The organism is Pseudomonas sp. RW10S2 (genome assembly GCF_014268985.1).
Lineage (GTDB): Bacteria > Pseudomonadota > Gammaproteobacteria > Pseudomonadales > Pseudomonadaceae > Aquipseudomonas > Aquipseudomonas wayambapalatensis.
Genome location: NZ_JABWRO010000091.1, coordinates 1 through 24,511 on the forward strand (window position 1 = coordinate 1; position 24,511 = coordinate 24,511).

The 24,511-nt window shown below is 63.4% G+C and carries 21 protein-coding genes; 6 read left to right on the forward strand and 15 right to left on the reverse strand.

What is annotated here, in order from left to right:
• Positions 1–45 precede the first annotated feature (45 nt).
• The gene (locus tag HU729_RS18440; RefSeq protein ID WP_065864146.1) at positions 46–858 is read right to left on the reverse strand and encodes an SDR family oxidoreductase; all 813 of its coding nucleotides are present in this window, start codon (positions 856–858) and stop codon (positions 46–48) included.
• Between the two features lie 143 nt (positions 859–1,001).
• Entirely contained in the window at positions 1,002–1,466 is a 465-nt protein-coding gene (locus tag HU729_RS18445) for a multidrug transporter (RefSeq protein WP_186711183.1), read from the reverse strand.
• Positions 1,467–1,790: 324 nt separating this feature from the next.
• On the opposite strand from HU729_RS18445, the gene HU729_RS18450 reads away from it, so the two are divergent.
• Positions 1,791–2,195, forward strand: a complete 405-nt coding sequence (locus tag HU729_RS18450; RefSeq protein ID WP_186711184.1) for a hypothetical protein — start codon at positions 1,791–1,793, stop codon at positions 2,193–2,195.
• 181 nt (positions 2,196–2,376) lie between these two features.
• Here HU729_RS18450 and HU729_RS18455 read toward each other — a convergent pair whose 3' ends face one another.
• The 13 genes from HU729_RS18455 to yaaA all read right to left on the reverse strand — a co-directional run bounded on the left by HU729_RS18455 (position 2,377) and on the right by yaaA (position 20,210).
• Positions 2,377–3,831 carry a mannose-1-phosphate guanylyltransferase/mannose-6-phosphate isomerase gene (locus tag HU729_RS18455; RefSeq protein ID WP_054894908.1) on the reverse strand — a complete coding sequence of 485 codons (1,455 nt, stop codon included), beginning with the start codon at positions 3,829–3,831 and terminating at the stop codon, positions 2,377–2,379.
• Between the two features lie 35 nt (positions 3,832–3,866).
• Positions 3,867–4,514 (reverse strand): alginate O-acetyltransferase AlgF, encoded by a 648-nt coding sequence (locus HU729_RS18460; RefSeq protein WP_186668142.1) that lies wholly within the window; start codon positions 4,512–4,514, stop codon positions 3,867–3,869.
• A gap of 17 nt (positions 4,515–4,531) precedes the next feature.
• Positions 4,532–5,689 carry an alginate O-acetyltransferase gene (locus HU729_RS18465; RefSeq protein WP_186711185.1) on the reverse strand — a complete coding sequence of 386 codons (1,158 nt, stop codon included), beginning with the start codon at positions 5,687–5,689 and terminating at the stop codon, positions 4,532–4,534.
• A gap of 10 nt (positions 5,690–5,699) precedes the next feature.
• Positions 5,700–7,160 carry an MBOAT family protein gene (locus tag HU729_RS18470; protein WP_186711187.1) on the reverse strand — a complete coding sequence of 487 codons (1,461 nt, stop codon included), beginning with the start codon at positions 7,158–7,160 and terminating at the stop codon, positions 5,700–5,702.
• Positions 7,161–7,342: 182 nt separating this feature from the next.
• Entirely contained in the window at positions 7,343–8,446 is a 1,104-nt protein-coding gene (locus HU729_RS18475) for a mannuronate-specific alginate lyase (RefSeq protein WP_186711188.1), read from the reverse strand.
• Between the two features lie 7 nt (positions 8,447–8,453).
• Positions 8,454–9,899, reverse strand: coding sequence for an alginate O-acetyltransferase (locus tag HU729_RS18480; protein WP_186711189.1), 1,446 nt, complete (start codon positions 9,897–9,899; stop codon positions 8,454–8,456).
• A gap of 13 nt (positions 9,900–9,912) precedes the next feature.
• Positions 9,913–11,472 carry a mannuronan 5-epimerase AlgG gene (gene algG / locus HU729_RS18485; RefSeq protein ID WP_186711190.1) on the reverse strand — a complete coding sequence of 520 codons (1,560 nt, stop codon included), beginning with the start codon at positions 11,470–11,472 and terminating at the stop codon, positions 9,913–9,915.
• A gap of 18 nt (positions 11,473–11,490) precedes the next feature.
• Entirely contained in the window at positions 11,491–12,969 is a 1,479-nt protein-coding gene (locus tag HU729_RS18490; RefSeq protein ID WP_186711191.1) for an alginate export family protein, read from the reverse strand.
• Positions 12,966–14,387, reverse strand: a complete 1,422-nt coding sequence (gene algK, locus HU729_RS18495) for an alginate biosynthesis TPR repeat lipoprotein AlgK (protein ID WP_346655307.1) — start codon at positions 14,385–14,387, stop codon at positions 12,966–12,968. The genes HU729_RS18490 and algK overlap by 4 nt, the downstream gene beginning before the upstream one ends.
• A 103-nt stretch (positions 14,388–14,490) precedes the next feature.
• On the reverse strand, positions 14,491–15,657 hold the full coding sequence (locus tag HU729_RS18500; RefSeq protein ID WP_186711195.1) for an alginate biosynthesis protein Alg44: 1,167 nt from the start codon (positions 15,655–15,657) through the stop codon (positions 14,491–14,493).
• A 36-nt stretch (positions 15,658–15,693) separates the two neighbouring features.
• A complete protein-coding gene (locus HU729_RS18505) occupies positions 15,694–17,175 on the reverse strand; it encodes a glycosyltransferase family 2 protein (protein WP_186668125.1) in 1,482 nt (493 codons plus the stop codon).
• A gap of 62 nt (positions 17,176–17,237) precedes the next feature.
• Positions 17,238–18,554 carry a UDP-glucose/GDP-mannose dehydrogenase family protein gene (locus HU729_RS18510; protein WP_186711196.1) on the reverse strand — a complete coding sequence of 439 codons (1,317 nt, stop codon included), beginning with the start codon at positions 18,552–18,554 and terminating at the stop codon, positions 17,238–17,240.
• Positions 18,555–19,430: 876 nt separating this feature from the next.
• On the reverse strand, positions 19,431–20,210 hold the full coding sequence (gene yaaA, locus HU729_RS18515; RefSeq protein ID WP_186711197.1) for a peroxide stress protein YaaA: 780 nt from the start codon (positions 20,208–20,210) through the stop codon (positions 19,431–19,433).
• A gap of 135 nt (positions 20,211–20,345) precedes the next feature.
• Between yaaA and HU729_RS18520 the strand changes: the two genes are divergently transcribed.
• The 5 genes from HU729_RS18520 (at position 20,346) to moaE (ending at position 24,475) form a co-directional block, all read left to right on the forward strand.
• A complete protein-coding gene (locus tag HU729_RS18520; protein ID WP_186711198.1) occupies positions 20,346–21,473 on the forward strand; it encodes a polysaccharide deacetylase family protein in 1,128 nt (375 codons plus the stop codon).
• Positions 21,474–21,765: 292 nt separating this feature from the next.
• Entirely contained in the window at positions 21,766–23,160 is a 1,395-nt protein-coding gene (locus HU729_RS18525) for a PhoH family protein (protein ID WP_186668120.1), read from the forward strand.
• Between the two features lie 150 nt (positions 23,161–23,310).
• The gene (moaC, locus tag HU729_RS18530) at positions 23,311–23,781 is read left to right on the forward strand and encodes a cyclic pyranopterin monophosphate synthase MoaC (RefSeq protein ID WP_186668118.1); all 471 of its coding nucleotides are present in this window, start codon (positions 23,311–23,313) and stop codon (positions 23,779–23,781) included.
• Complete coding sequence (locus HU729_RS18535) at positions 23,781–24,026, forward strand: MoaD/ThiS family protein (protein ID WP_186711200.1); 246 nt, start codon at positions 23,781–23,783, stop codon at positions 24,024–24,026. Before moaC ends, HU729_RS18535 begins: the two co-directional genes overlap by 1 nt.
• A 2-nt stretch (positions 24,027–24,028) precedes the next feature.
• Complete coding sequence (gene moaE, locus HU729_RS18540; protein WP_186711201.1) at positions 24,029–24,475, forward strand: molybdopterin synthase catalytic subunit MoaE; 447 nt, start codon at positions 24,029–24,031, stop codon at positions 24,473–24,475.
• Positions 24,476–24,511: the final 36 nt, after the last annotated feature.

Here is a 24,511-nt window from a genome sequence, read left to right on the forward strand (position 1 = left end):
GGCAAGTCGGCGCCCCGACTTGCCCGCGAAGAATCCACTACCGCTTCAAAGCGGCCGCAACAACCCGAAGCGCTTGCGCAACACCTTGTCCAGCAACCGCTGCGGCAGTAGCCGCGCCATCAGTGGCAAGGCGGTGCTGCCATTGCCCAGCCTTACCAGCGCCGGTGTCGGCGTCTTGCGTGTGGCTGCCAGCAATCCCTGGGCGAAGGTCGCCGCCGGGGTCGGCCTGTCCTGCGAGGCGCGGGCCCTGGCCTGCACCTGCTCGCGCAGCGGCCACCACGGCGAATCCGCTGCCAGTACCTGCTCGGCTTCGTGTTGCGCATTGCTGGCGAACTGTGAAGCGATCGCCCCGGGCTGCACTTCCATCACCCGGATCCCGAACGGTGCCAGCTCCAGGCGCAGGGCGTCGCTCAGCGCATGCACGGCGGCCTTGGAGGCGCAGTAGGCGCCGGCGAACGGGGTGACCAGTACCCCCGACACGCTGCCGATATTCACCACCAGGCCTTTGGAGCGGCGCAGCAGCGGGAACAGGGCGCGGGTTACGCCGACCAGCGAGAACACATTGGTTTCGAACTGGCGCTGCAGGGCTTCTACGCCGCCGTCGAGCAGCGGGCCCATGGCGCCGTAACCGGCGTTGTTGATCAGGATGTCGAGTTCCGGCAATTCCTCGGCCAGTCGTGCCAGGGCCTGCGGGTCGTTGACGTCCAGTTGCCGGGCGGAGAAACCTGCGGCGGCGAGGCGCTCGACATCTTCAGGCTTGCGGGCGGTGGCCCAGACCTGGTGGCCGGCATCGCGGAAAGTATCGGCCAGGGCGCGGCCGATGCCGCTGGAACAACCGGTGATGAGGACGGTGGGCATGGTCAGGGTCTGCTTTCAGGTGAGGTGTGTAGCGTCTGCAGCGGCCTCTTCGCGGGCAAGTCGGAGCGCCGAACCGCCGCTCCCACGGCCAAGGTATCTGTAGGAACGGGCTTGCCCGCGAAAAGGTCGACGCGGTCGCCCGGTCAATTGGCAAATGTACCTTGCAGGTGCTCGGCACGAAACTCCAGGGTCTGCGGACGATACCCGGAGCGCAGCGGCGGCAATGGCAGGCAGTCTGTCCATTCGGCACCGGGCTGCAGCTCACCGGGCCCGCGATAGCGCGGCGCGGCATAGGTGTTTTCGGCAAGGTTGACCGTATCGCCGGGGGCGTAGGCGGCAACCCGCCAGCGCAGTTCGGTGAGCGGTGCCTTGTTGCCGTTTTTCATCCGCACTTGCAGGGCGCGGTCGGCGGGGCATTGGTCAGGCGCATAGCTCAGGCGCAGATCGAGGCGGGCCAGTTGCGAGGCCTCGCGGCTGTCCTGCCAGACCACGAACAGCGCGACCAGGCCCAGGCCGCACACGGCGGCCATGGAAATCGGCAGGGCCTTGGCCGGGTAGCGCAGCAGCAGGACCAGCCAGGTGAGGATGAGAAAGGCGCCGATGATCATGTGCGCAGATTCCGTACAAGGATTTGCCCATCTTGGCGGCAGTGGCGCCAAGTCGCAAGAAGGCTGTCTGCCTGACCATCCGCCACGTTTGGTAAACCTGGTATTTTTGTCAGGTTCGCGTTCATGTCGATATTGATAGTCTCTTGATCGTTGTCGCGCACTTTCCAACAGCGACTGAGTGACAGGAACGGAGAGAAGTACGTCACTCTGTGCACAATATCGAGGGCACCGTTGAGGGCTTCGTCAAGGGTCGAAATTTTGCGCGGTGCACATCTTTCGCGCCGAGCTAAGTTGCGAGTTCTGTTTTTCTCAGGAGAGTTTCTCATGATCGCAAAACATAAAGTCACAGAAGTGAAAGTTGATTCTAGCTATTTTAAGGGTGTGTTGACTCGTGAGCGTGATGGCGAGGTAGTGAAAACATACGAAGTCGATATTCGCAGAGTGAGTTTCTATGACTTTGATGATGAGAGGACCGTTGAGGCTAGGGATGATTCCGGCGGCATCGTTTTGACTTTTGTGTATAACCCTGAGTCACCGGAACGCACGAATATTCTAAATATGGAAATCGACAATCGCGATTTGCCCTATGCGTACGGAGAAGAGGGTACGATTTTCGATTTGGTCAGTACGCCAAACGAAGTTTCCTGCCGTCTCTTTACGGCGCCGCTGAGAGGCGATGGAACCGGCACGCTATCATTTGCAGGTCGTTTTCACGTTGATCTTGCCTGAGCGACAGGTCGGCTTTCCGCGCTCGGGCCTGATATTCAATGAGCCTGATTGATGTATCAACGATCCTCGATATACAGCCTCGCTCCCATTACCGAACGGAAAGGTTTGAACAGAACATCGCAGGGCACGCCACAGCGGTAATGTACCTCTGTCACTTGCCCCGCGATGGTACTTGCTCAAATTACTGCGCGATGGTCTTCACCGAAACCCCACGCTCCACCGGCGTGGACGTGCGCCCATACACATCCTCGAAGCGCTCGATATCATCCTCGCCCAGGTAGCTCCCGGACTGCACTTCGATGATCTCCAGCGGGATCTTGCCGGGGTTGCGCAAGCGGTGCACCGAGGCAATCGGGATGTAGGTCGACTGGTTCTCGGTCAGCAGGAACACGTTCTCGTCGCAGGTCACCTCGGCGGTGCCGCTGACCACGATCCAGTGCTCGGCGCGGTGGTGGTGCATCTGCAGCGACAGGCTGGCGCCGGGCTTGACGGTAATGTGCTTGACCTGGAAGCGCCCGCCCATGTCCACCGAGTCGTACGAACCCCATGGGCGGTACACCTCGAGGTGGTTCTGGGTCTCGCTGCGGCCTTGCTGGTCGAGGGTGTTGACCAGTTGCTTGACGCCCTGGACCTTGTCCTTGTGGGCAATCATCATCGCGTCCTTGGTCTCGACCACGACGATGTTCTCAAGGCCGATCACCGACACCAGCTTGCCGTTGCCGTGGATCATGCAGTTGTGGCTGTCCTGCACCACCACATCGCCCTTGGTGACGTTGCCGTTGTCGTCCTTCTCGTGCACGTCCCACAGCGACGACCAGCAGCCCACGTCGCTCCAGCCGGCCGACAGCGGCACCACGCAGGCACGCTGGGTCTTTTCCATCACCGCGTAGTCGATGGAGTTGTCCGGGCAGCAGGCGAAGGTGGCTTCGTCGATGCTCAGCACATCGGCCTCTTCGTCGCTGCGCTCCAGGGCCAGCAGGCAGGTGTCGTAGATGTCCGGGTCATGCTTTTTCAGCTCTTCGAGGAAGCGGCTGGCGCGGAACAGGAACATGCCGCTGTTCCAGAAGTAGCCCCCCGCGCGGACGAACTCGTTGGCGCGTTTCTCATCGGGTTTTTCGACGAACTGCGCGACCCGCGCCACGCCCTCGGGCAGCAGGGCGTCCTGGCTGGAGCGGATGTAGCCGTAGCCGGTCTCGGGCTTGGTCGCCGGCACGCCGAACAGCACCATCTCGCCGCGCTCGGCCGCCACGGTGGCCAGGGCCAGGGCGCGTTGCAGGGCTTTCTGGTCCTCGATCACGTGGTCGGCGGGCAGCACCAGCATCAGCTCGTCGCGGCCCTCATTGACCAGCTTCATCGCAGCCATCGCCACCGCCGGCGCGGTGTTGCGGCCGAAGGGTTCCATGAGAATGGCCTGGGTTTCGAGCTTCAGGCCCGCCAACTGCTCCTGGACGATGAACTTGTGGTCCTTGTTGCAGACCACGATGGGGGTATCCATGCCCTCGAACACCAGGCGCTGGAGGGTCTGTTGGAACAGTGTGTGTTCGCCGGTCAACGCCAGGAACTGCTTGGGGAACTGCTTGCGCGACAGAGGCCACAGACGCGAACCGCTACCACCAGAAAGAATTACCGGGATCATCATGTTTCTCCAATAGTCGTTTAGAGGCAGGGGGATCAGTTGCTAGCCACGGGGCGAGTTACCCACACCGGCGACAAGCTGTTGCCGGAACCGGTGACATACAGCACGGCCGCTTCGCCGCGCTCCAGGGCGACGGGTTTGACGTCGCTGACTTTCTTGTTGCCGTCGAACAGGGCCAGGTTGACCTTGACCGGATTGATTTCACGCTCGCCGCGCCCCTTGGCGGCCACCGCCTTGACCACTTCGGTCTTGCCGTCGGCAGTCTTCAGGGTCAGCGACTGGTCGCTGAGGTTCTGCACGCGCACCAGCGCTTTTTGCTTGTTCTTGAACGGTGGCTCCTCGATCAGTTGCGGGTTGCCAGCGTTGTTGTTGACCAGGGTGTAGTACGTGTCCGAGGCCAGCTTGACCGGCACGCTCTTGCCGCCGACCTGGGCGGTGTAGTCGCCGCCAGGCAGGAAGCTGAAGTCGCTGCTGGCCTGGGCACCGACCTGCTTGATTTGGGTATTGCCGACCGAGGCCGCGGTGGGCGCGGAGCTTGCGTTGTACAGGCGCACGAAGGTCGAGCCTTTCGGGGCGCTAGGGCCATAGAGTGCAGCGTCGGCGCCGGCGAAGGCCTGCAGCGAAGCCAGGGAAAGGCCGGCCGCGAGGGTGAGGGCTTTGGCGATGGATGGCTTGTGAGTCATGTGCGTGTTCCTCTCTTTCAGTGGTCCGTCCGGTTTGACGAAAGGGCCAGGTTTTCTTCGGATTTACGGGTGTTCTTCAGTTGCGCGATCCACTGCGGATCGAAGCTGCTGAGGTCGTTCTTCATGGGCAGATAGCGCTCGGGGAACTCCCACACCACGACCTGTGGCGGGGCGTTCTTGAAGGCGTCGCTCTGCAGGTACTTGAGCATCGGCAGCAGCGGACCGTGGCCGTCCTCGGCGTAGTTGGCGACGTCGCTGTGCAGCGCCTGCTGCAGGGCGCCGAGGAAGTTCCAGTGCGGGTTGGCGCTGTAGCTGGTGCCCACCAGCGCCACCGGGATGGCGCTGTCGGCGAACAGCGCGTCGTCGCCCTGGCCTTCGCTTTGCGCCGGGCGGGTGGTGCGCTGCTGCAGGTTGTCCGGGGGTGGCAGCAGGTTGTTGAACAGCGGGTCGAGCGGCAGGAAGTTGGTCAGGTCGCCTTTGTATGGCGCAGTCTTGCCCGCCTCGGTGATGTAGGCCTGGGGTTCGGTTTCGAGCAGTTGCTGGCGCTTCACGCCCTCGGCGATCGCCTGGGCGACCACTTCGGCGCCCATGGGCGTCCAGTGGGTGTCGGTACGCAGGAACACCTGGCCGCGGGCCTTGGCCTGCTCCAGCGGGGCCAGCAGGTCGGGGGCGAACACGTTGGCCTGGCGGGCCTGGGCGTGGAACTGGTTGAACAGGTCCGCATGCAGGCTGGCAGGTGCCTGCTTGCCGAGGTATTCGTCATAGACGCGTGCCTTGGCTGGCAGGATCGCCAGCACCAGCTGGATGTTCTGGCGCTGCAGGGTGTCGCGTACGCCGCGAATCAGCGCCAGGTTGTCCTGCATCAGGTGGTTGGCATTGGCGGTGGGGTTGAACTCTTCATCGCTGAACAGCCACTGGTCGCGGCCCAGCACCACGCCGGGGCGGCCTTCGTTGAACAGCTTGAAGTCCAGTGCGGCCCAGAGGTTGGTGCCCAGGCGCTTGATCGGGAACTGGTCGTCGTAGTGGGTTTCGGCGGCCTTGGCCAGCTTGCCGTCGAGCAGGGTCATCTGCCCGGTGCGGTTGAAGCTGTCCAGGCCACCGACCGACCAGGCGCCCAGGCCCACCAGCAGGCCGAGGAACGACAGCGAATAGGTGATGCGAAGTGTGCGGTTCATGTCATCCACCTCAGAACTGGAAGTACAGGAACGGCGAGTAGCTCTGCGCCGAAAGCTTGAGGATCGAGGCCACGAACAGCAGCAGCACCAGAGCCCGGGTCATGACCCGGGTCCAGTCCAGGCTCAGCGTGCCGTCGCCATGTACTTGCGCCGGAATGCGCGGGGCGGCCGGTGGCGTTGCGTTGAGGTAGAAGTCGCGCAGGCCGAAGAACGCCAGGGTCAGGTAGGCGACGATCAGCGTGGCCACCTGCAGGCCGGTGAGCTGGGCGCGGTTGAGTTCCGACAGTTGCCACTGGCCGAAGCTGAACATGGCGCCGTACATGCGCCCGGCCACTTCGAGGTTTTCGGCGCGGAAGATCACCCAGCCGACCACCACCAGCAGGAAGGTGAAGGCCCACTTGACCGGGTTGAAGCGCTGCGGGTTGGTGTCGATACCCAGCGCCCGTTCGATCGCCAGCCACATGCCGTGCCAGGCACCCCAGATGATGTAGGTGAAGTTGGCGCCGTGCCACAGGCCGCCCAGCAGCATGGTCAGGAACAGGTTGCGGTAGGTGGCGAAGGTGCCTTTGCGGTTGCCGCCCAGGGTGATGTACAGGTAGTCGCGCAGCCAGGTCGACAGGCTGATGTGCCAGCGCCGCCAGAACTCGGTGATCGACTGGCTGATGTAGGGCTGCTTGAAGTTCTCCATGAAGCGAAAGCCCATCATCAGGCCCAGGCCGATGGCCATGTCGCTGTAGCCGGAGAAGTCGAAGTACAGCTGCGCGGTGTAGGCCAGCGCGCCCAGCCAGGCATCGCCTGTGGTGGGGTTCTGCAGGGCGAAGCAGTGGTCGGCGACCACCGCCAGGGTGTCGGCGATGAACACTTTCTTGATGAAGCCCTGCATGAAGCGAGTGCAGCCTTCGGAGAACTTGTCCAGGGTATGGGTGCGGTTGTTGAACTGATCGACCAGGTCCTTGAAGCGCAGCACGGGGCCGGCGATCAGGTGCGGGAAGATCGCCACGAACGCGGCGAAGTCGATCAGGTTGCGCGTGGCCGGGGTGTCGCCGCGGTACACGTCGATGATGTAGCTGATCGACTCGAAGATGTAGAACGAGATACCGATCGGCAGCAGCACATGGGTGAGGATGAACGGCTCAAGGCCGAACGAGGTGATGATCGCGTTGAGGCTGTCGACACCGAAGTTGGCGTACTTGAAGTAGCCGAGGATCGCCAGGTCCACGCCCACGCCCAGCAGCAGCCAGCGCTGGGCCGGCTTGGTGCGCACGCCGGCGGCGCCGACTTTCAGGCCGATCCAGTAGTTCCACAGGGTGACGCCAGCGAACAGCGCCAGGAAGTCTACCCGCCACCAGGCGTAGAAGATGTAGCTGGCCACCAGCAACAGCAGGTTGCGATAGCGGTTCCCGCTCAGATAGTACAAGCCGAGGAAAACCGGCAAGAACAGGAACAGGAACACGTTGGACGAGAAGACCATCCCGGTTCTCCTTTTTGTTCACAGCATCCGGGGCACAGCGCCCCCCAAACCCCCCACGAAAATGCGGGGGATCACCTTGGTCCCTGTGGGAGCGGGCTTGTCCCGCGATTGCGTCAGTCGATTCGCCGGTGTTGTCCAGTCGGACGCAATCGCGGGACAAGCCCGCTCCCACAGGGGTCACTTCATTTTTTGCTTTCCGCGCTCGGGTCGTAGACCCGGGTCATGTCGCCCCCCATGCGGAAGCTGTTGAACGGCTGCATGTCGTGCTTGCGCTCGAGGGTGTCGCCGACGCACTGGTACAGCGCGCACCAGGGCTCGAGCCAGGCGTACTTGCTGTCGACCTTGAGGTCCTTGAGGTCTTGCTTGACCCCCGCGCGCTCGGCGAAGTGCACCGGATCGCGGGCACCGGCCAGCACGCCTTCGCCCAGACGCTGCAGGGCGAAGTTGTTTTCCTTGCGCAGGTCCACGCCGTTGGCCTGGGCGAAGCTGGCGATCATCGCCAGCGGCGGCAGGGCGTAGTTGTGGTAGGCCAGCGCGCGCTGGCGACGCTTGACCTCGTTGGGCAAGAAGCCCTGGTCGTCGACCTGGTTGGCGCCGACCTTGTATTCCTTCACTGCCCAGTCGAACAGGTCGCGCCGGTCGGTCGCCACTGCCGTGGCCATCACTGACCAGGCCGCCCAGTAGCTATGGTTGTTGATCTTCTCCAGCGGCAGGTCGCTCCAGTCGCGCACGGTCTGGGTCGCCAGCTTGGCGAGCCACTTCTCGATCAGCTCGGCCTCGGCCTGGTGCGCGGCCAGTGGCTGGGAGTTGGAGAACTTCAGGCGCAGCCACGAGCCGCTCATGCTGCCCAGCGCCCATTTGCGCATGGACTTGCCGGTGTGGTTGAAGTCGGTGGACTCCAGCGCATCGGCGCGTGCCCAGGTGCCGAGCCAGGTCAGCACGCAATCGAGCTGGGCCGGGCGACCGTCGCGCATGTACTGGCCGACCATCTTGCTGACGCCCTTCTCCAGGGTGGTGATATCTGCAGTGGAGTCGCGGAAGGCTTTTTCAGAGGCGACGTTGAGCGTTGCCCGGGCCTTGTCCGAGCCCTCGTACTTGCTGCGAAACTGCAGCGCGCCGGTATAGGGCTTGGGCGCGGCTTCGCAGGTGAAGTTGCCGTCGCTGGTCTTGAGTTTCTCGATGCCCTCGTAGTAACCCTGCGGGGGCACCAGCGCAGCCTGCGCGGCACCTCCGAACAGGGCCAGCGCGAGCAGGGCGGGGCTGAAGGTTCGCTTCAATGTCGTCATGTTCGCCTCACTGGCCGGCTTGTGCGGTGTTGCGCGCGCTGCCGGCGAAGTTGTTGCGTTTGCAGAGCTTGGCCTCGACTTTCTGGGTGCCGTTTTCCGGACCCTGGACTTCCAGGGCCAGCAGGTTCTGGCTGGCCCAGTCTTCGTCCTCGCGCATCTGGAAGACGAAGCGTCCGTCGGTGTCGGAGGTCTCGGGTTTTTCGATCTTGATGTCCTCGTGGCGGCCGTTCAGGTACCAGAGGGTGGCCTGCAGGACCTTGACCGAGGTGTCCTCGAAACGGATGTCGAGCTGGTGATTGCGGTTGACCAGGTCTTTGATCACGCCGCCCTTGCCGTTGACCATCAGCTCGTTCTTGCCTGGCTTGAGTGTGGTGCTGGCGCTCATTTGCGCCGGGCGGTCGTCGCAGCCGTCGTCGAGCAGTCCGAGGATCTGCCGCCAGATGGTTTCCTGATCGAGGCGGTACAGCGGCGAGAACTCCCAGATCAGGATCTTCGGCGGGTTCTTGTGGAATTCTTCGCTGCCCAGGTACTGGATCATCGAGCCTTCCAGGCCGCCACCGGGGAAGGCGACGTTGAGCACGTCGGCGCCGATGTACTGCTCCAGGAAGCCCGAGAAGTTGTAGTTCTTGCCGCTGTGGCTGGTGCCGACCAGGGTGATCTGCGCGTTGCCCGAGTCGCCGAACAGGTCGTCGCCGCCACTGGCGCCACCCTTGGGCTCGGTGGCGAACTGGTCCATGTACTGCACCGCGTAGCTGGTGCCGCACAGCTGCCCGGCGACGTTGTGCAGGGTGCCGGTCTTGCCCATGCGCCCGGATTTCCGGGTCTCGAACTCCTTGCGTGGAATGCCCTCGAAAGCCGGCATCTGGTGCACGGTGTCGGCCACGATCTTCGCTGCGCGCTGGGCGCCGTAGGGCGTCCAGTGCTGGTCGCCGCGGAAGTAGAAGTCCTTGCCCTGGTCGGCGGCGGCGAGCTGCTCGTTGGTCAGGGGCGAGAGGTCGGGCACGTTGTAGCCCATCCTGGCGAAGCGCTGCAGCATCGCCTGGTAGTTGTGCAGGGCCTTCTGGTAGTCGAAGGCGGCCTTTTCCTCGGGCTTGAGCATGTTGCGGTTCACCAGGCCACGGGTCGGCTGGTAGACCACCACCAGCTCCACGCCGCGTTTCTTGAAGGCATCGTGCACCTGCTGCAGGCGCTTGTAGCCGCCGGGCGTGGTGTCGAATTCGGTGCGCAGGTCTTCGCGGGTACGGAACAGCCAGTCGCCCTGGGCCTGTACCAGGGTGGTGAAGTTCTGCTGGTAGCGAGTGGTGTAGCGGCTGGCGTCGTGGGCCTCGGGGCACAGCTGGCAGCACGGCTCGGCGCTGAAGCTCGGTGGCTGCACGTCTTCGGCGCGCACGCCCTGGCTGATGGCCAGGAGGGCGGCGGACAGGCCGAGCAGTTTCATCAGGTGTGGGGTCATGGTCGGGGCTTCCTTAGTCGATCATTTCGGTCTGGCGTTCGACCGGGTCGATCAGCACGGCCTTCTGCTGGCGCACCAGCAGGTCGAGGATTTCGTCCTGGCGCTCGCCGAGCACGCCGTTGAGGCTGATGCCGCTGGACTTGCGCGGGGCGAGCATGGAGACCTTGTACAGCTCGACCGACAGCGGCGAGTCGATCGACAGCGGGCCGGAGCCATTGGCCGCCAGCTCGCCGCCAACCACGATCAGCGAGACCTTGGTGTCGAACGGGTCCAGGGCGATGTCGCGGTCGGTGTCGGAGAGGTCCTTGATGTGCCCGTACACCCCGACCAGGCCGTTGGCCATGGCGATGTTTTCGTACAGGCGGATGTTCACGCTGTTGCGTACGCGGATGCCGTGGCGACGGTTGTTGATCAGCTTGTTGCCCCAGATCAGGTTGTCGCCGCTCTCGTAGAGGGTGATGCCGTCGGTGTGGTTGCGGTAGATCTCGTTGTAGGCGATCAGGTTGTTGACGCTGTTACGGTCGATCACCACGCCCGAGAGCTTGTTGTCGTAGCTTTTGTTGTTGATGATCCAGCTGTCGTTGACCTCACGCGAGACGATGATCCCGTGCTTCTTCTTGGTGCCGTACACGGTATTGCCGGCAATGATCAGGCGGTGCGAGCGGTCGTGCGGGTCGATGCCGTAGACGATGTTGTCGCGGTAGGTCGAGTCCTTGACCACGAAGTCGCGGGTCTCGTAGCAGTAGAAGCCGTACCACATGTCGCTGAACTCCGAGCCGATGATCCAGCCGGTCGGTTCAGGGCGGCCCATCTGCTTGGCCATGTTGGGGGTGTACTGCGAGATGCTCACGCCATACGACTTGGACTTGGCATAGCCGAAGCTGGCCATCTTGCTGTTGACGATGTAGGTCTCGGTGCCGCCCCAGCTGAGCAGGAACGGGCGGAATTCCTTGGGCGAACGGAAGGTTGCCGGGCCGTTGGCCTGCTCGCGCCAGCCGGTGATCTGGGTATCGCTGACGAACAGCTTGCCGTCGTTGACGATGAACGAGCCGCCCTCCTGGGACAGGCGCAGTTCCTTGACCTTGCCGTCGATCTCCAGCACGCCCTTGCGTCCGACCACGATCGGCAGGCGCGCCAGGTACACGCCCGGCGAGGTTTCGCGCAGGTATTGGGCAGGCACCTTCTTGCTCAGTTCGACCAGGTCGACATGCCCGTCATCGACGAAGATCGCCTGGGGAATGCCGTGCTGGCGCTGGACCCACTCGGCGGCCTTGTTGTCGCCGCCGATGAACTCCTTGAGCGACTCTTCCTGGAGCATGCGGCGCACGCTGACCTTGCCCTTGTGGCGGCGGTCGATCTTCTGTTGCACGGCCTGTGCGGTGTAGCCGGACAGGTCAGGCAGCTTGGGCGGGTCCATCTGCAGCGGCTCGATCGGCGCGCTGGCGACGGTGTAGGTCTTGGCCTGTTGCAGGCCCTTGGCGATCACCGCCGGTTCTGCGGCACCGGCCATGCCGCTGGCCAGCAGCAGGGCGCTGGCGAGCAGGCTGTGGCGGAGGTTCGGGTGCAGGTTCATAACGGTCTTCTCCCGGCCTCAGAAGCGCCAGATCACGTCGACGAAGGCGCGGTGCATGTACGAGTCCGCTTCCTTGCCATAGGCATCGCCGGGCTTGAACACACCGGCGCGCAGGCGTACCAGGGCCGACGGCTCGTCGATCGACTGGCTCAGCGAGGCGGGCAGCAGGCCCTGCTTGAAGTACTTGGTGACCACCACGTCCATCTCTTGGCCCAGGTCCTTCTCGCCGTTGATCAGCGGACGGTTGATGCCATCGTCGTTGACCACCGCATTGATGCCGCTGGAGCCGATGTTCTGGTTGCCATCGACGCGCCAGAACTTGTGGTAGATGAAGCTTGCGTCGTAGTCGTCGCGCAGTTGCCAGGAGGCGAACAGGGTCGCGGCCTGCAGGTTGCCCAGCTCGCCGCGGAAGGCCTCGCCGAAGCGGTGCACGCGCGAGCGGGTGCCGGTGAAGTTGGAGCGGTTGCTCTCAAGGCCGGTCTGCTCGAAGTTGTTCGAGCCATCGCTGCCGCCACCACCGCTGCCACGGGCGTAGGCCGCGCCGACCTGCCACTGCGGGTCGAGGCGCAGGCGGATACCGAGGTCGGTGGCCCAGGCATTGACGTCGCCGCTCTGTTTGCCGGTGGCGATCTGGTCTTCACCGACCAACTGGCTGCTGAGGCTGTCGCGATTGCCGGTCAGCCAGGTAACGCTGCCCCAGTAGTTGACGGTGTGGTCGTTGCGCCAGTTGTAGGCGTCGCTGTTGGCCTCAATGCCCAGCCAGGTGAGGTCGCCCGTGCGGGTCTTGTCGAGGGCATCGACGGTTTCGCCGGGGTTCTTCAGGCTGCCGCTGTCATGGGTATGGTGGGCGCGCAGGCCGACCCAGTGGCCGGGTGTCCACTGCGTGGCGATATTGCCGTAGAGGTGCGTGCGGTCCTTGTCTTCGGGGGCCAGCTCGGTGAGGTCGGTGCGGTATTCGCTGAAGCGTTGGGCGACACCGAGGTCGGCCTTGAGCAGGGTGGTGTCGAAGCTCCAGTTCAGCGCCTCGATGTTGGTGTCGCGCCACATGCCGTCGTCGCTGCGCAGGCGCTGGCGGCCGAAGCGCAACTGTTCGCCGGGGTAGGGCGTGAAGCCGCTGTAGCCGATCCAGAATTCGCGCAGGGCCAGGTAGCTCTTGTCGGGCTTGCGGCTGTCGTCGCCGGTGTCGACGGCGGTGCCGTCGTCGTTCTGGCGCAGGGTGTCGGTTTCGATGGTGTCGGTGGCGGTCACCGCCTGGCCCATGGCGAAGGCGCTCCAGTTGCCGCGCTCGCCGTACACCCAGGGACGCAGGTCCAGGCCCAGGCCGTTGACGTCGCCGCCGGAGCGGGTGCCCAGGTCACGGTCGTCCTCGGACTGGCCGGTGATCTTCACGTCCAGGCCGAAGTTCTTCACTGCGGTTTCCGCGGCCAGGGTCGGCAGCGACCACAGCAGGGCGAAGCTCAGGCCAATGCCGGCTTTCACGAAGGGATTGAGCGTCATAGCGAGTCCTCGGCGTCTACGTCTTTCTCGTCTTGCAGGGCGTCCAGGGCCAGCGGGCTGTTGCTGGCCTGGAGCATCCCGGCGCGCGCCTTTTTCTCCTGCTCCAGCAGGCGCTGGGCCTGGCTGCGCTGGTCGGGCGTGAGTTGCTGGTCGAGTTGCTGCAGCAGTTCGCTGGACTGCGGCGTCGGGTTGACCTGGGCGAGCTGGGCGAATACCCAGGCGTTGCCGGTGTTCTGGCGGATGCCGTGGCCTTCGCTGTAGAGCTGGGCCAGGGCGTAGTCGGCACTGAGCTGGCCGCCACGGGCGGCACTGAGCAGGTGGTCGACGGCCTTCTGCGGCTCGACATGGCCCAGGTAGCCGCGGCGGTAGAGCTGGCCGAGGTAGTAGTGGGCGCTGATTTCGCCGGCGTCGGCGGCGGCCTGCAGGTGTTGCTCGGCCTTCACGGCATCGGCCGGGACGCTCTTGCCTTCGTAGTAGAGGCGGCCCAGCAGCAGTTCGGCGCGGGGCTGCTCGGCTTCGCGGCCCTTGTCGATGTAGGCCATCAGCTGGTCGGTGTCGCCCAGTTCGGGGAAGTCGTAGAGCAGTTGCGCAAGGCTGACCCAGGATGCCGGGTTGGCCGGGGCGACGTGTTCGAGCAGGTCCTTGGCGGTTTTTTCGTCGGTCTGGCCGAGGCTGCGGTCGGCGAGCACGCGGGCGACGCTGTCGACCCGTGTCGCAGGCACCGCGTTGCGGGCATAGGCGGCCTTGAGCTGGTCGAGCAGGGCGGCCTGCTGGTCGGGTTGGGCGCGCTTCTGGTAGACCGTGGCCAGCTCCACGTAGCAGATGTCAGTGGTGTTCAGCGCGGCCTTGCAGATCTTCTCCACCTCGCCCAGGTGCTGGTCGTAGGTGCCTTGGGTGCGGTACAGCAGCACCTGGGCCAGGCCCGCCTCGGGGTTGCCAGCGGCGCGCCATTGGTCGATCTGTTGCTGGGCATTGATGTTCGGGAAGCTCTGTGGGTACTGCAGGTAGAGCATCGCCAGCGGGATCAGGGTGTTGCCCTCACCTTGCCTGGCCGCGAGCTTGAGCAGGGTTTCGGCCTCCTCGCGTTCGGCCTGGGTGCTGTCGGGCTTGGCCACCAGCAGGCGGCCCAGGCGTGCCTGGGCACGTGGCGAGGAGGCGGCCGCGGCGCGGTAGGTGGCTTCGGCCTGCTTGAGCTGGGCCGGGTCGCGGGTGCCGACCTGGATATCGGCCAGGCCCACCTGTGCGTCGCTGTAGCCCAGGTCGGCGAGTGCCTTGTAGTTGGCCTCGGCGGTGGCGGTGTCGCCACGTTTGAGGGCCTCGTTGGCCAGGCGCTGGTCAGGCAGGCCGACGCAGCCGGCCAGGGTGATGGCCAGCACGCAGAGCCCGAGAACCTTGTGGGAGCGGGCTTGCCCGCGAATGGCCGGGAGCTGCGATGAAGGTGTGCCTGCTGGCCCCTTCGCGGGCAAGCCCGCTCCCACAGGAGCACAGGTGTAATTGTTCGGGGTCATCGTCCTATCCCCCTCAGAGCCCGCGGGCCACGGCCTTGTCGATCAGCCAGTTCAGCGATGGACCGCGGTCGCTGTTCACCGAAGCCGGGCGGCCGGCCAGCTCTGCAGGCAGCGACTCGTCAGGCTTGATCTGCACGCGAATGTCCGAAGCCAGGTTGTCGTTGTCCAGGCTGGCGCTGCCAACGATCACACCGGTGCGCACGTTGTCTTCGCCGGCGATCTGGAAGTTGACCCGGGTACCTGGCTTGACCTCGTCGAACTGGCGATAGCTGAAGCGCGCCTCGACCATCGGGTTGGTGGTGCGCGGGATCAGTTGGTAAACCGCCTGCCCCTTGCTGGCGTACTGGCCGTCATCCACCAACTGGCGGGCGACCACGCAATCACAGGGGCTGGTGAGGGTGCCGGAAAGCTGCTTGCCGAACAGCTCCTCGACCTTGGCAGGCTCCAGTTGCGAGTCGTCCAGATGGCCCTTGAGCAGGTCGAGCATGCTGGTGTTGAAGGTCGCCAGCGGCGCGCCCTTGACCACCTGCGCACCGTTCTCCACCAGGCTCTGCATGCTGCCGTCGCGGGGCATGGTGACGTTGGTGGTCGGTACCGCGACCACGCCGGCCTCGGCGTGGCTGACGAAGTACAGGCCGTACAGTGACTTGGCGACGAAGCCGAAGGCGGCGATGCCGACCACGAACACGCCCAGCGTGACGGTGACGGCACGCAGGCGACCGAAGGCGCTGAGGCCCGAGCCCGAATCCTTCTGCTTGCGCGCCTTGGTGAAGTTGTCGCGCTGCAGGGTACTGAGCACGTCACCGACGCTGATCAGCTCACCGGACAGGTGGGAGGTGATGATGTGGCGCAGGGTCGCGATATCACGCGGTTCCAGGTTCTGGAATTCGACACCGGTGCGGCCGCTTTGTGGATCGCTCGAGCGCACCAGGAACTCGATGTCCATCGACAGCCCCAGGTTGTCGACCACGAACTGCAGGCGACCACGCACGACATCGCCGACCGGAAGGGCTTTTTTGGCATGGAACGACAGACCACCGGCGGAGAGGTCGTCGACCTTCACATCCTGCGGCTGGCGCTCGCTGTCCAGATAGCGCAGCTTGGCCGGGATGCGCACCCGGGCGTGCTGGCGCTGGGCTTCGGACTCATGCACGACGTTGACGTTCACGGCGGTATTCATGGTGATTTGTTCCTGTTGGATCGATCCGGGTTGGGCTCACACGACCATGAACAGCACAGCGACGAAGATGCTGGCGGCCGAGAAGGTCATGGTCCGAGAGGACCAGGTGTTGAACCATTGTTGAAAGCTGGCGAGGTCACGTTTCAGGGCAGTCGGCTGGCGGGTCCAGGACTGCTTGTCGAGGCGGAAGAACACGTAGATCTTCATCAGTGCGCCGACGATCTGGTTGTAATAGAGGATCAGCGGGTAGGCCGGGCCGACGCTGTGGCCCGAGCACAGCAGCATGATGGTGAGGATCAGGCGGGTGATGCCGATCCACAGCAGGTACACCAGCAGGAACTGCAGGCCGAACTTGAAGCTGGCGATCACCGCCACGGTCAGGCCCAGCAGGCTGGTCCACATCGACACACGCTGGTCGAGCAGCACGATGCTGGTGAACAGCCCCAGGCGCTTGAGGCCCAGGCCCAGGGCACGGGAGTTCTGCCGCAGGTTGTTGCCGTACCAGCGGTACATCAGCTTGCGGCTGGCCTTGACGAAGCTCTTCTCCGGCGGATGCTCGACCGTGTTGATCGCCGCGTCCGGCACGTAGAAGGTGTCGTAGCCCAGGCGCATCAGGCTGAACCAGCTCGACTTGTCGTCGCCGGTGAGGAACTTGAAGCGGCCCAGGCGCCAGTGCATCAGCGAGTCACTTTCGACGTCGGCGATGAACTCAGGGTTGGTGACCACGCTTGCGCGGAACATCGACATGCGCCCGGTCATGGTCAGCACGCGCTTGGACAGCGCCATTGAGCACATGTTGATGTGGCGCTGGGCGAAGCGCAGCTTGTGCCACTCGCTCATGATGTAGCCGCCGCGCACTTCGCAGAATTCGTTGGTGGTCAGGCCACCGACATTGGGGTAGAGCTTGAACCAGGGCACGGTCTTGCGTACCACGCCATCGGCCAGCACGGTGTCGCCGTCGATCACCGCGACCACCGCGTTTTCGTCCGGCAGCATCCGCGAGATGGCGCGAAAACCGTAGGCCAGGCCGTCGCGCTTGCCGGTACCGGCGATGCGCACGAAGTCCAGGGCGACGTGTTCGGGCGGGTTGAACTTGGCCCACAGGCTCTTGACCAGCAGCTCGTCGGACTTCTCCACCAGCGAGCAGACCACGGTGGTCGGATAGCCGCATTCGATCGCTTCGCGGATCACCGAGCTGTACACCTGGGCGGTGGTCAGCGCATCGATGCGAAAGCTGGTGACCATCAGGTACACGTGCGACGGTTCGGCTGCCTTGCCCAGCTTCTGCACCTTGCGGCGCAGGTAGGGGTAGACCAGGTACAGGAAGATCATGCCGCGGATGAAATGGGTGGCGCCCATGGAGTAGCGCCAGATGCCGACTGCGCCGACCAGGAAGATGAAGTGCTTCGATTGCGAATCGAAGATATCGCTGGGCAGGGCCAGGGCGATCAGCATGAGCAGGCTCATGTAGAGCAGCCATCCGGCGCACTGCAACAGCACTGTCTGGAGCCTTTGCATGTTCAGCATCCGTCGCGAGAATCAGGGAAGTGCGGGGCCGGCCGGCCCCGCGTCGGGCTGGCTTACCAGCAGATGCCTTCGGTGCGGGTGAGGGTGCTGGTGGGCTTGCTCATGAAGCCGACCAGGTCGATCACCTGCTTGCCTTCCGGCGCCTGCTGGGCCAGGGCACGGAACTGCTCGTCGCGGTTGCCGAGGATGATGATGTCGGCGCCATCGACCACCTGCTGGAAGTCGGCGTTGAGCAGCGACGAGACATGCGGGATCTTCGACTCGATGTAGTCCTTGTTGGCGCCGTGGACACGGGCGTACTCGACGTTCTGGTCGTAGATGTTCAGCTCGTAGCCCTTGCCGATCAGGCGCTCGGCCAGTTCCACCAGCGGGCTTTCGCGCAGGTCGTCGGTGCCGGCCTTGAAGCTCAGGCCGAGCAGGGCGATCTTGCGCTTGTCGTGGCTTTCGATGATGTCGAAGGCGTTCTGCACCTGCGACGCGTTGCTGCGCATCAGCGAGTCGAGCAGAGGCGCCTTCACGTCGAGGCTGGCAGCGCGATAGGTGAGGGCGCGCACGTCCTTGGGCAGGCACGAACCGCCGAAGGCGAAGCCTGGGCGCATGTAGTACTGCGACAGGTTCAGGGCCTTGTCCTGGCAGACCACGTCCATCACTTCGCGACCATCGACGCCGACCGCCTTGGCGATGTTGCCGATCTCGTTGGCGAAGGTCACCTTGGTGGCGTGCCAGACGTTGCAGGTGTACTTGATCATTTCGGCCACTTCGATCGGCTTGCGGATGATCGGGGCGTCGAGCTCTTCGTAGATCGCCTGCAGCACGTCGCCGCTGGCGCTGTCCAGTTCGCCGATGACAGTCATCGGAGGCTGGTCGTAGTCCTTGATCGCGGTACTTTCGCGCAGGAACTCGGGGTTGACCGCCACGCCGAAATCGACGCCGGCCTTCTTGCCCGAGCAGTCCTCGAGGATCGGGATCACCACGTTCTTCACGGTGCCTGGCAGCACGGTGCTGCGCACCACGATGGTGTGGCGGCGGGTGGTGTCGCGCAGCACATAGCCGATCTCGCGGCACACCGATTCGATGTATTCCAGGCCCAGGTCGCCGTTCTTCTTGCTCGGGGTGCCGACGCAGATCATCGACACGTCGCTGGCGCGGATCGCCTCGGCGAAGTCGGTGGTGCCACGCAGGCGACCATTGGCGATGCCTTGCTGCAGGAGTTGCTCCAGACCCGGCTCGACGATTGGCGACTTGCCCTGGTTGATCAGGTCGATCTTGGTGGTGGACACGTCCACACCAATCACTTCATGGCCCCTTGCCGACAGGCAACCTGCACAGACGGCACCCACGTAACCCAAACCAAAGATGCTGATACGCATCGTATTCACCTCGTGTGTTTATCACGCCGACTCTTTCGAAGAGTCGGACCGGGTTGATTGACCTGCTTTTACGGGCGCACGGATCCATGGCGAATTGACACTTCACCGAACGCAGGCATGAATGAATCCGGAGCGCAAACCGTTGTGCGCTCAAACTTGGCAGTAAAAGGCCAGTTATTAAAAGGCGTGCCCTGAGATGCAGCCGTCTTTATTGCAACGCGTTATCGGGTGCGCTGCTGTGCTTGTATTTTCAAGTGAATAAATCCTTTGAAATCAACCACTAGGACGATTAGTAAGGGGCGCGTATCTCCTGCTTGGACAGGCCGCTCGGGTATACCGAGGCGGTAGTCGAAGTTATCAGTGCAGGTATTGAGTACCTGCCAGTTGTCATCTGTAAGTCATCTCTCACGTTGCACGCTCGTGATTCGTTACGGGTGCTATGAGCGATCTGCGAAGGGAGAAGTTCCGGGGTGAGTGCAGGGCAGATGAAAGATTTCTAAATATTTTTTAAGCGCTAAATACTTTCAATCTGATAGCACGGATGGGTTTCGCCCCTGTATATAAAGGGCGAGATCAAGATGAGATGGTTATATGCCAGTATCGGAAAAATTTTTTCAAAATTCGTCAAAAAACTACGAACGGTCTTATGGCGTTTGGCGATAACCTCGGGTTCGTCTATTTTTTGGCGCCAGTAATTTGGCTTTTTGAGCGGGTCTTTCAGCGGTGCGGTACCTGTAGGAGCGGGCTTGCCCGCGAAAAGAACACCGCGCTGCCTGGCACGGGCTATGCCCGTGTTCGCGGGCAAGCCCGCTACACAGGGAGATTGGGCTGGCCTTTAGATTTAACGCAAGACAGTTGCCCCTGCAAGCTCCAGGGCTAGTCAGCCGGGTGATCGCGCAGAAACACCAGGTGGTCAGGCTTCGATTGCTCGGCGCTGTAGTAGTACCCCTGCACATCGAAGCGCTTGAGCTGCTCGGGATCGTTGATGCGCTCCTGGATCACGAAGCGGCTCATCAGGCCGCGGGCCTTCTTGGCGTAGAAGCTGATGATCTTGTACTGGCCGTTCTTCAGGTCCTTGAAGTCGACGTTGATCACCCGCGCATTCAGGGCGTTCTTCTTCACGGCACTGAAGTACTCGTTGCTGGCCAGGTTCAGCAGCAGGTCATCGCCCTGTTCGGCCAGGGCCTGGTTCAGCCATTCGCTGATGCGCGTGCCCCAGAAGGCGTAGAGGTCCTTGCCGCGTGCGTTGGCGAGCTTGGTGCCCATTTCCAGGCGATAGGGCTGCATCAGGTCCAGTGGGCGCAGCAGCCCATAGAGGCCCGAGAGCATGCGCAGGTGTTGCTGGGCGTAGCTGAAATCGTCTTCGCCAAGGGTTTCGGCGTCCAGGCCCGTGTACACATCGCCCTTGAACGCCAGCAGCGCCTGCTTGGCGTTGGCGGGGGTGAAGTCTGGGGTCCAACTGCCGAAGCGCGCGGCATTGAGGCCGGCGAGCTTGTCGGACAGGTGCATCAGCTCGGCGATCTCGGCCGGCGACAGCTCGCGCAGTTGGGTGATCAACGTCTGCGAATCGTCCAGGTACTGCGGCAGGGTGTGGCGCTGGGTTACCGGCGGGGTGTCGTAGTCGAGGGTCTTGGCGGGGGAAATCACCGTCAGCATGGGGTCGGCTCCTGAGATCGTCGGCGACGATTCTACGGGGCCAGCAGGGCAACGCCAAACTATGCTGACGATAGTCACAGACCATCGCCGGGGCAGGCGCTATAGTGCGCATCATCCGTTTAGGGAGAACCGATCGTGCGCATTGCCTTCGCCGTGCTGGCCGGGTTGTTCAGCCTGGCTGTGCAGGCCGCCCCGTCCAATTCCGTCAGCTTCGACCGCAGCCATTGGCCCGAGCAGCTCGACAGCCCGGTGCTGTTCGACGTGGCATCGCGCGCACAGATCCTCTCCTTCGCCCAGGTGCTGCATGAAAGCGAGATGCTCGATGAGCGCGCCCTGGCGGCGCGCCTGGGGTTGCGGCAGATCAACCTGGCGGTGATTCGTTCGGTGCGGGCGCGCATGTGGCAGCGGTTGTGGGAAAACTTCCAGCAGGCCCAGCTCAGTTGCGAGCAGGATGCCTCGTTCTGCTATCCGCTGGACTCGATGGCGGATTTGCGTACGCGTTCGGCAACGTTCGCTACAGATGTCGGCGAATTCTACAAGCAGTGGGTCGAGCCCAGTCATCAGTTCAATGTCCGCTACCTCGACGAACAGTTGCGCAAGGCAGCGTTGTTTCCACAGACCAGCAGCGAGATCGAGCGGTTGTCTAGCCGCGAGCGCAATGGCGATGAACTCAACGATCGGATGTTCCTGCTGACGTTCGGCGGCGGCCCCGGCCCGGTCGGCAGCAACACGGATCTGCTCACTGATTACCTGCGCCGGCAAAAGCTGGGCGCCACCTTCTTCGTGCTGGGCAACCGCGTGCAGCAGCGCCGCGACATGGCCCAGGGGGGGAATGTCGCGGCGCTTTACGCCGGGCAGTGCGTGGGGATTCAGGGCTGGGAGTATCGCTCCCACGCCCAGTGGCAGGGCTGGCAGGACTCCCTGCGGCGCAGCCAGGCGCAGGTGCAGGGTTTGATGCCCGAGCAGTACGTGCCGCTGTTCCGCCCGCCCTATGGGCAGCGCCGCGCCGACGGCGAGGCGTTCATGGCGGCGCAAGGGCTGCAGGTGTCACTGTGGGACATCGACGCCCAGGACGACAGCGCGCTGGATGCCGAGAAGTCGGCCCAGCGGGTGATGACCTTGATGCTGCTATGGCGCAAGGGTGTGATTCAGTTCCACGACACCCTGCCCAAGGCACAGCCGGCGCTGGAATGGCTGTTGCAGCACACGGCGCAGAGCGGGATCGGGTGGCAGGATTGCATGGAATATGCGCATCTGCGCTAGGCATGAAATCCAGAGTCCAACATTGACTGTAGTCCCCCGTCACCTTATCGCCAAGCGCGGATCGTCATTCGGCAAAATAAACTTCACCGGAGCGTAAAAAGTCTTTTTTCCGTCACGCCTTTTGCGGTATGAAGGAATCGGACAGCCGATTCCTGCAGCACAGGTGGCGTCATCCAGGCCCTCCTTGCCAGGTGCGCTCCCCGCCCGTAACGACGCGGATACGGGGAGAACGGCGGTCACTCTGCGGTGCAGCCGAGCTGTGCCGTCCTGCTTTCACATAAGGTGACCGAGTATGGATGACCAAGGACGCAACCCTTCCTCCAACCAGCCAATCCTGTATGTGCTCGATACCAACGTCCTGATTCACGATCCCAACGCTTTGCTCAACTTCGAGGAGCACCACGTCGCCATACCGATGACGGTGCTGGAGGAACTCGACAAGCTCAAGACCGGTAAACAATCCATCGCCGCCGAATGTCGCCAGGCCATTCGCCTGATCGACCAGACCCTCGGCGATGCATCACCCACCGATGTCGAACAAGGGGTGCCGATCCAGCGTGGCAAGGGCGGGCCGAAGGGCTTCCTGTCGATCCTGATGAGCCCGCGCAACGAACCCAACCGGCTGCTGCCGGAGAACCTCAACGACAACATCATCATCAACCAACTGCTGGAGCTGCGCGCCAGGCGGGCTGACCTGGACGTGGTGCTGGTCACCAAAGACATCAACATGCGCCTGAAGGCGCGTGCCTGTGGCATCGCTGCCGAGGACTACAGCACCGACCAACTGGTCGATGATGTGTCCCTGCTCTCGAAGGGCTACCACTCGGTCACCGGCTCATTCTGGGACCGGGTCAGCAAGGTCGACACCCGCCAGGAACGGGGCCGTACCTGGCATCGCGTACAACTGATCGATAACTTGCCGGCCGTGCACGTCAATGAGTTCATCATCGACGAGCAAGGCTTCGTTGGTTGGATCAAGGGCATTCGCGAGAACGAACTGCTGTTGCTCGACCTGCACCAGGAGCCGCTGCTGCATCAGGAAGCCTGGGGTCTCAAGCCCCGCGACATCCACCAGAGCCTGGCGCTGTTCGCCCTGCTCGATCCAGACATCCACCTGGTCAATCTCACCGGCGCGGCCGGTTCGGGCAAAACCATCCTGGCCTTGGCCGCTGCCATCGAGCAGACCATGGTCAGCAAGCGCTACCGGCGTATCATCGCCACCCGCAGCGTGCAGGGGCTGGACCAGGAGATCGGCTTCCTGCCGGGCACCGAGGCGGAGAAGATGGAGCCCTGGCTGGGCGCCATCACCGACAACCTCGAGGCGTTGCACATGGATGACGAAAGCACCCACGGCAGTGTCGAGTACATCCTCGAACGGGTGCCGCTGCAGTTCAAGTCGCTGAACTACATTCGTGGGCGCAGCTTCCAGCAGAGCCTGATCCTGATCGACGAATGCCAGAACCTCACCCCGCACCAGATGAAGACCATCATCACCCGTGCAGGCTCTGGCTCCAAGGTGGTCTGCCTGGGCAACCTGGCGCAGATCGACACCCCCTACCTGTCCGCGACCAGCTCGGGCCTGACCTACCTGACCGAGCGCTTCAAGGACTTCCCCCATGGCGTGCACATCACCTTGCAGGGTGTGCCGCGCTCGGTGCTGGCCGAGTACGCCGAGTCGCATCTGTAGGCCCGGCTGGCTCATTCGCAGGCAAGCCCGCTTCCACACGGTTGTGGGGGCGGGCAAGCCCGGTGATGAGGCCGAAGCTGCCGACACATTCCCCTGCGCAAACCTGACCCACAGGTTTACACTCTGCTTTCCCTTCACAGGAGCAGAGCAGTGCTGACTCATCTCGATTCCCAGGGGCGCGCCAACATGGTCGACGTCACTGAAAAGGCCGTGACCGCACGCGAGGCGATCGCCGAAGCGCGGGTGCGCATGTTGCCGCAGACCTTGCGGATGATCGTCGATGGCGAGCACCCCAAGGGTGACGTGTTCGCCGTGGCGCGCATCGCTGGCATTCAGGCGGCGAAGAAGACCAGCGACCTGATCCCGCTGTGCCATCCGCTGATGCTCACCAGCGTCAAGGTGGAGCTGGCTGGCGAAGGCGAAGATGTGGTGCATATCGTTGCCCGCTGCAAGCTGGCCGGGCAAACCGGTGTGGAGATGGAGGCGCTTACCGCTGCCAGCGTCGCGGCGCTGACGATCTACGACATGTGCAAGGCCGTGGACAAGGGCATGATAATCGAGCAGGTGCGCCTGCTGGAGAAGGTCGGCGGCAAGAGCGGCCACTACAAGGTGGAGGGGTGATGAAGATCAAGGCCCTCTATTTTGCCCGTTACCGTGAGGTGCTTGGCGTCGATGCCGAGCGCCTGGAAGGGGATTTCAAGGTGCTCGACGATGTGCGCCAGGCGCTGGTGGCCAAAGGCGGCGTTTACGCCGTATTGGCCGAGCAGAACCTGATGTGCGCGCGCAACGAAGAGCTGTGCAGGCTCGATGAACCGGTCGAGGACGGCGATGAGCTCGCCTTCTTCCCGCCGGTGACCGGAGGTTGAGCATGGGCGTACGGGTACAGCAGGCGGCGTTCGACCCCGGTGCCGAAGTCAATGCCATGCACGCTGCCAATGTGGGCGTGGGCGCGGTGGTCGGGTTCGTCGGTTATGTGCGCGACTTCAACGACGGTCGCGAGGTGGCGGGGATGTTTCTCGAGCACTACCCGGGCATGACCGAGAAGGCCCTGGCCAAGATCCTGGTCGAGGCCGAGCAGCGCTGGCCCTTGCTCAAGGTCGAGGTGCTGCACCGCATCGGGGCGCTGGAGCCGGGTGAGCCGATCGTGTTCGTGGGGGTTGCCAGCGCGCATCGGCAGGCCGCGTTCGATGCCTGCAACTTCATCATGGATTACTTGAAGACCCGGGCGCCGTTCTGGAAGAAGGAGAACACTCAGGAAGGGCCGAGGTGGGTCGAAGGCAAGCAGAGTGATCAGGAGGCTGCTGGGCGCTGGTAGAACCTCTGTTTGATGGCCGGGGCGTTGCCCCGGTTC

Coding starts and splice junctions, on each gene's coding strand:
- HU729_RS18440 (WP_065864146.1), bottom strand. CDS start 858: ATGCCCACCGTCCTCATCACCGGTTGTTCCAGCGGCATCGGCCGCGCC.
- HU729_RS18445 (WP_186711183.1), bottom strand. CDS start 1,466: ATGATCATCGGCGCCTTTCTCATCCTCACCTGGCTGGTCCTGCTGCTG.
- HU729_RS18450 (WP_186711184.1), top strand. CDS start 1,791: ATGATCGCAAAACATAAAGTCACAGAAGTGAAAGTTGATTCTAGCTAT.
- HU729_RS18455 (WP_054894908.1), bottom strand. CDS start 3,831: ATGATCCCGGTAATTCTTTCTGGTGGTAGCGGTTCGCGTCTGTGGCCT.
- HU729_RS18460 (WP_186668142.1), bottom strand. CDS start 4,514: ATGACTCACAAGCCATCCATCGCCAAAGCCCTCACCCTCGCGGCCGGC.
- HU729_RS18465 (WP_186711185.1), bottom strand. CDS start 5,689: ATGAACCGCACACTTCGCATCACCTATTCGCTGTCGTTCCTCGGCCTG.
- HU729_RS18470 (WP_186711187.1), bottom strand. CDS start 7,160: ATGGTCTTCTCGTCCAACGTGTTCCTGTTCCTGTTCTTGCCGGTTTTC.
- HU729_RS18475 (WP_186711188.1), bottom strand. CDS start 8,446: ATGACGACATTGAAGCGAACCTTCAGCCCCGCCCTGCTCGCGCTGGCC.
- HU729_RS18480 (WP_186711189.1), bottom strand. CDS start 9,899: ATGACCCCACACCTGATGAAACTGCTCGGCCTGTCCGCCGCCCTCCTG.
- algG (WP_186711190.1), bottom strand. CDS start 11,472: ATGAACCTGCACCCGAACCTCCGCCACAGCCTGCTCGCCAGCGCCCTG.
- HU729_RS18490 (WP_186711191.1), bottom strand. CDS start 12,969: ATGACGCTCAATCCCTTCGTGAAAGCCGGCATTGGCCTGAGCTTCGCC.
- HU729_RS18500 (WP_186711195.1), bottom strand. CDS start 15,657: ATGAATACCGCCGTGAACGTCAACGTCGTGCATGAGTCCGAAGCCCAG.
- HU729_RS18505 (WP_186668125.1), bottom strand. CDS start 17,175: ATGCAAAGGCTCCAGACAGTGCTGTTGCAGTGCGCCGGATGGCTGCTC.
- HU729_RS18510 (WP_186711196.1), bottom strand. CDS start 18,554: ATGCGTATCAGCATCTTTGGTTTGGGTTACGTGGGTGCCGTCTGTGCA.
- yaaA (WP_186711197.1), bottom strand. CDS start 20,210: ATGCTGACGGTGATTTCCCCCGCCAAGACCCTCGACTACGACACCCCG.
- HU729_RS18525 (WP_186668120.1), top strand. CDS start 21,766: ATGGATGACCAAGGACGCAACCCTTCCTCCAACCAGCCAATCCTGTAT.
- HU729_RS18535 (WP_186711200.1), top strand. CDS start 23,781: ATGAAGATCAAGGCCCTCTATTTTGCCCGTTACCGTGAGGTGCTTGGC.
- moaE (WP_186711201.1), top strand. CDS start 24,029: ATGGGCGTACGGGTACAGCAGGCGGCGTTCGACCCCGGTGCCGAAGTC.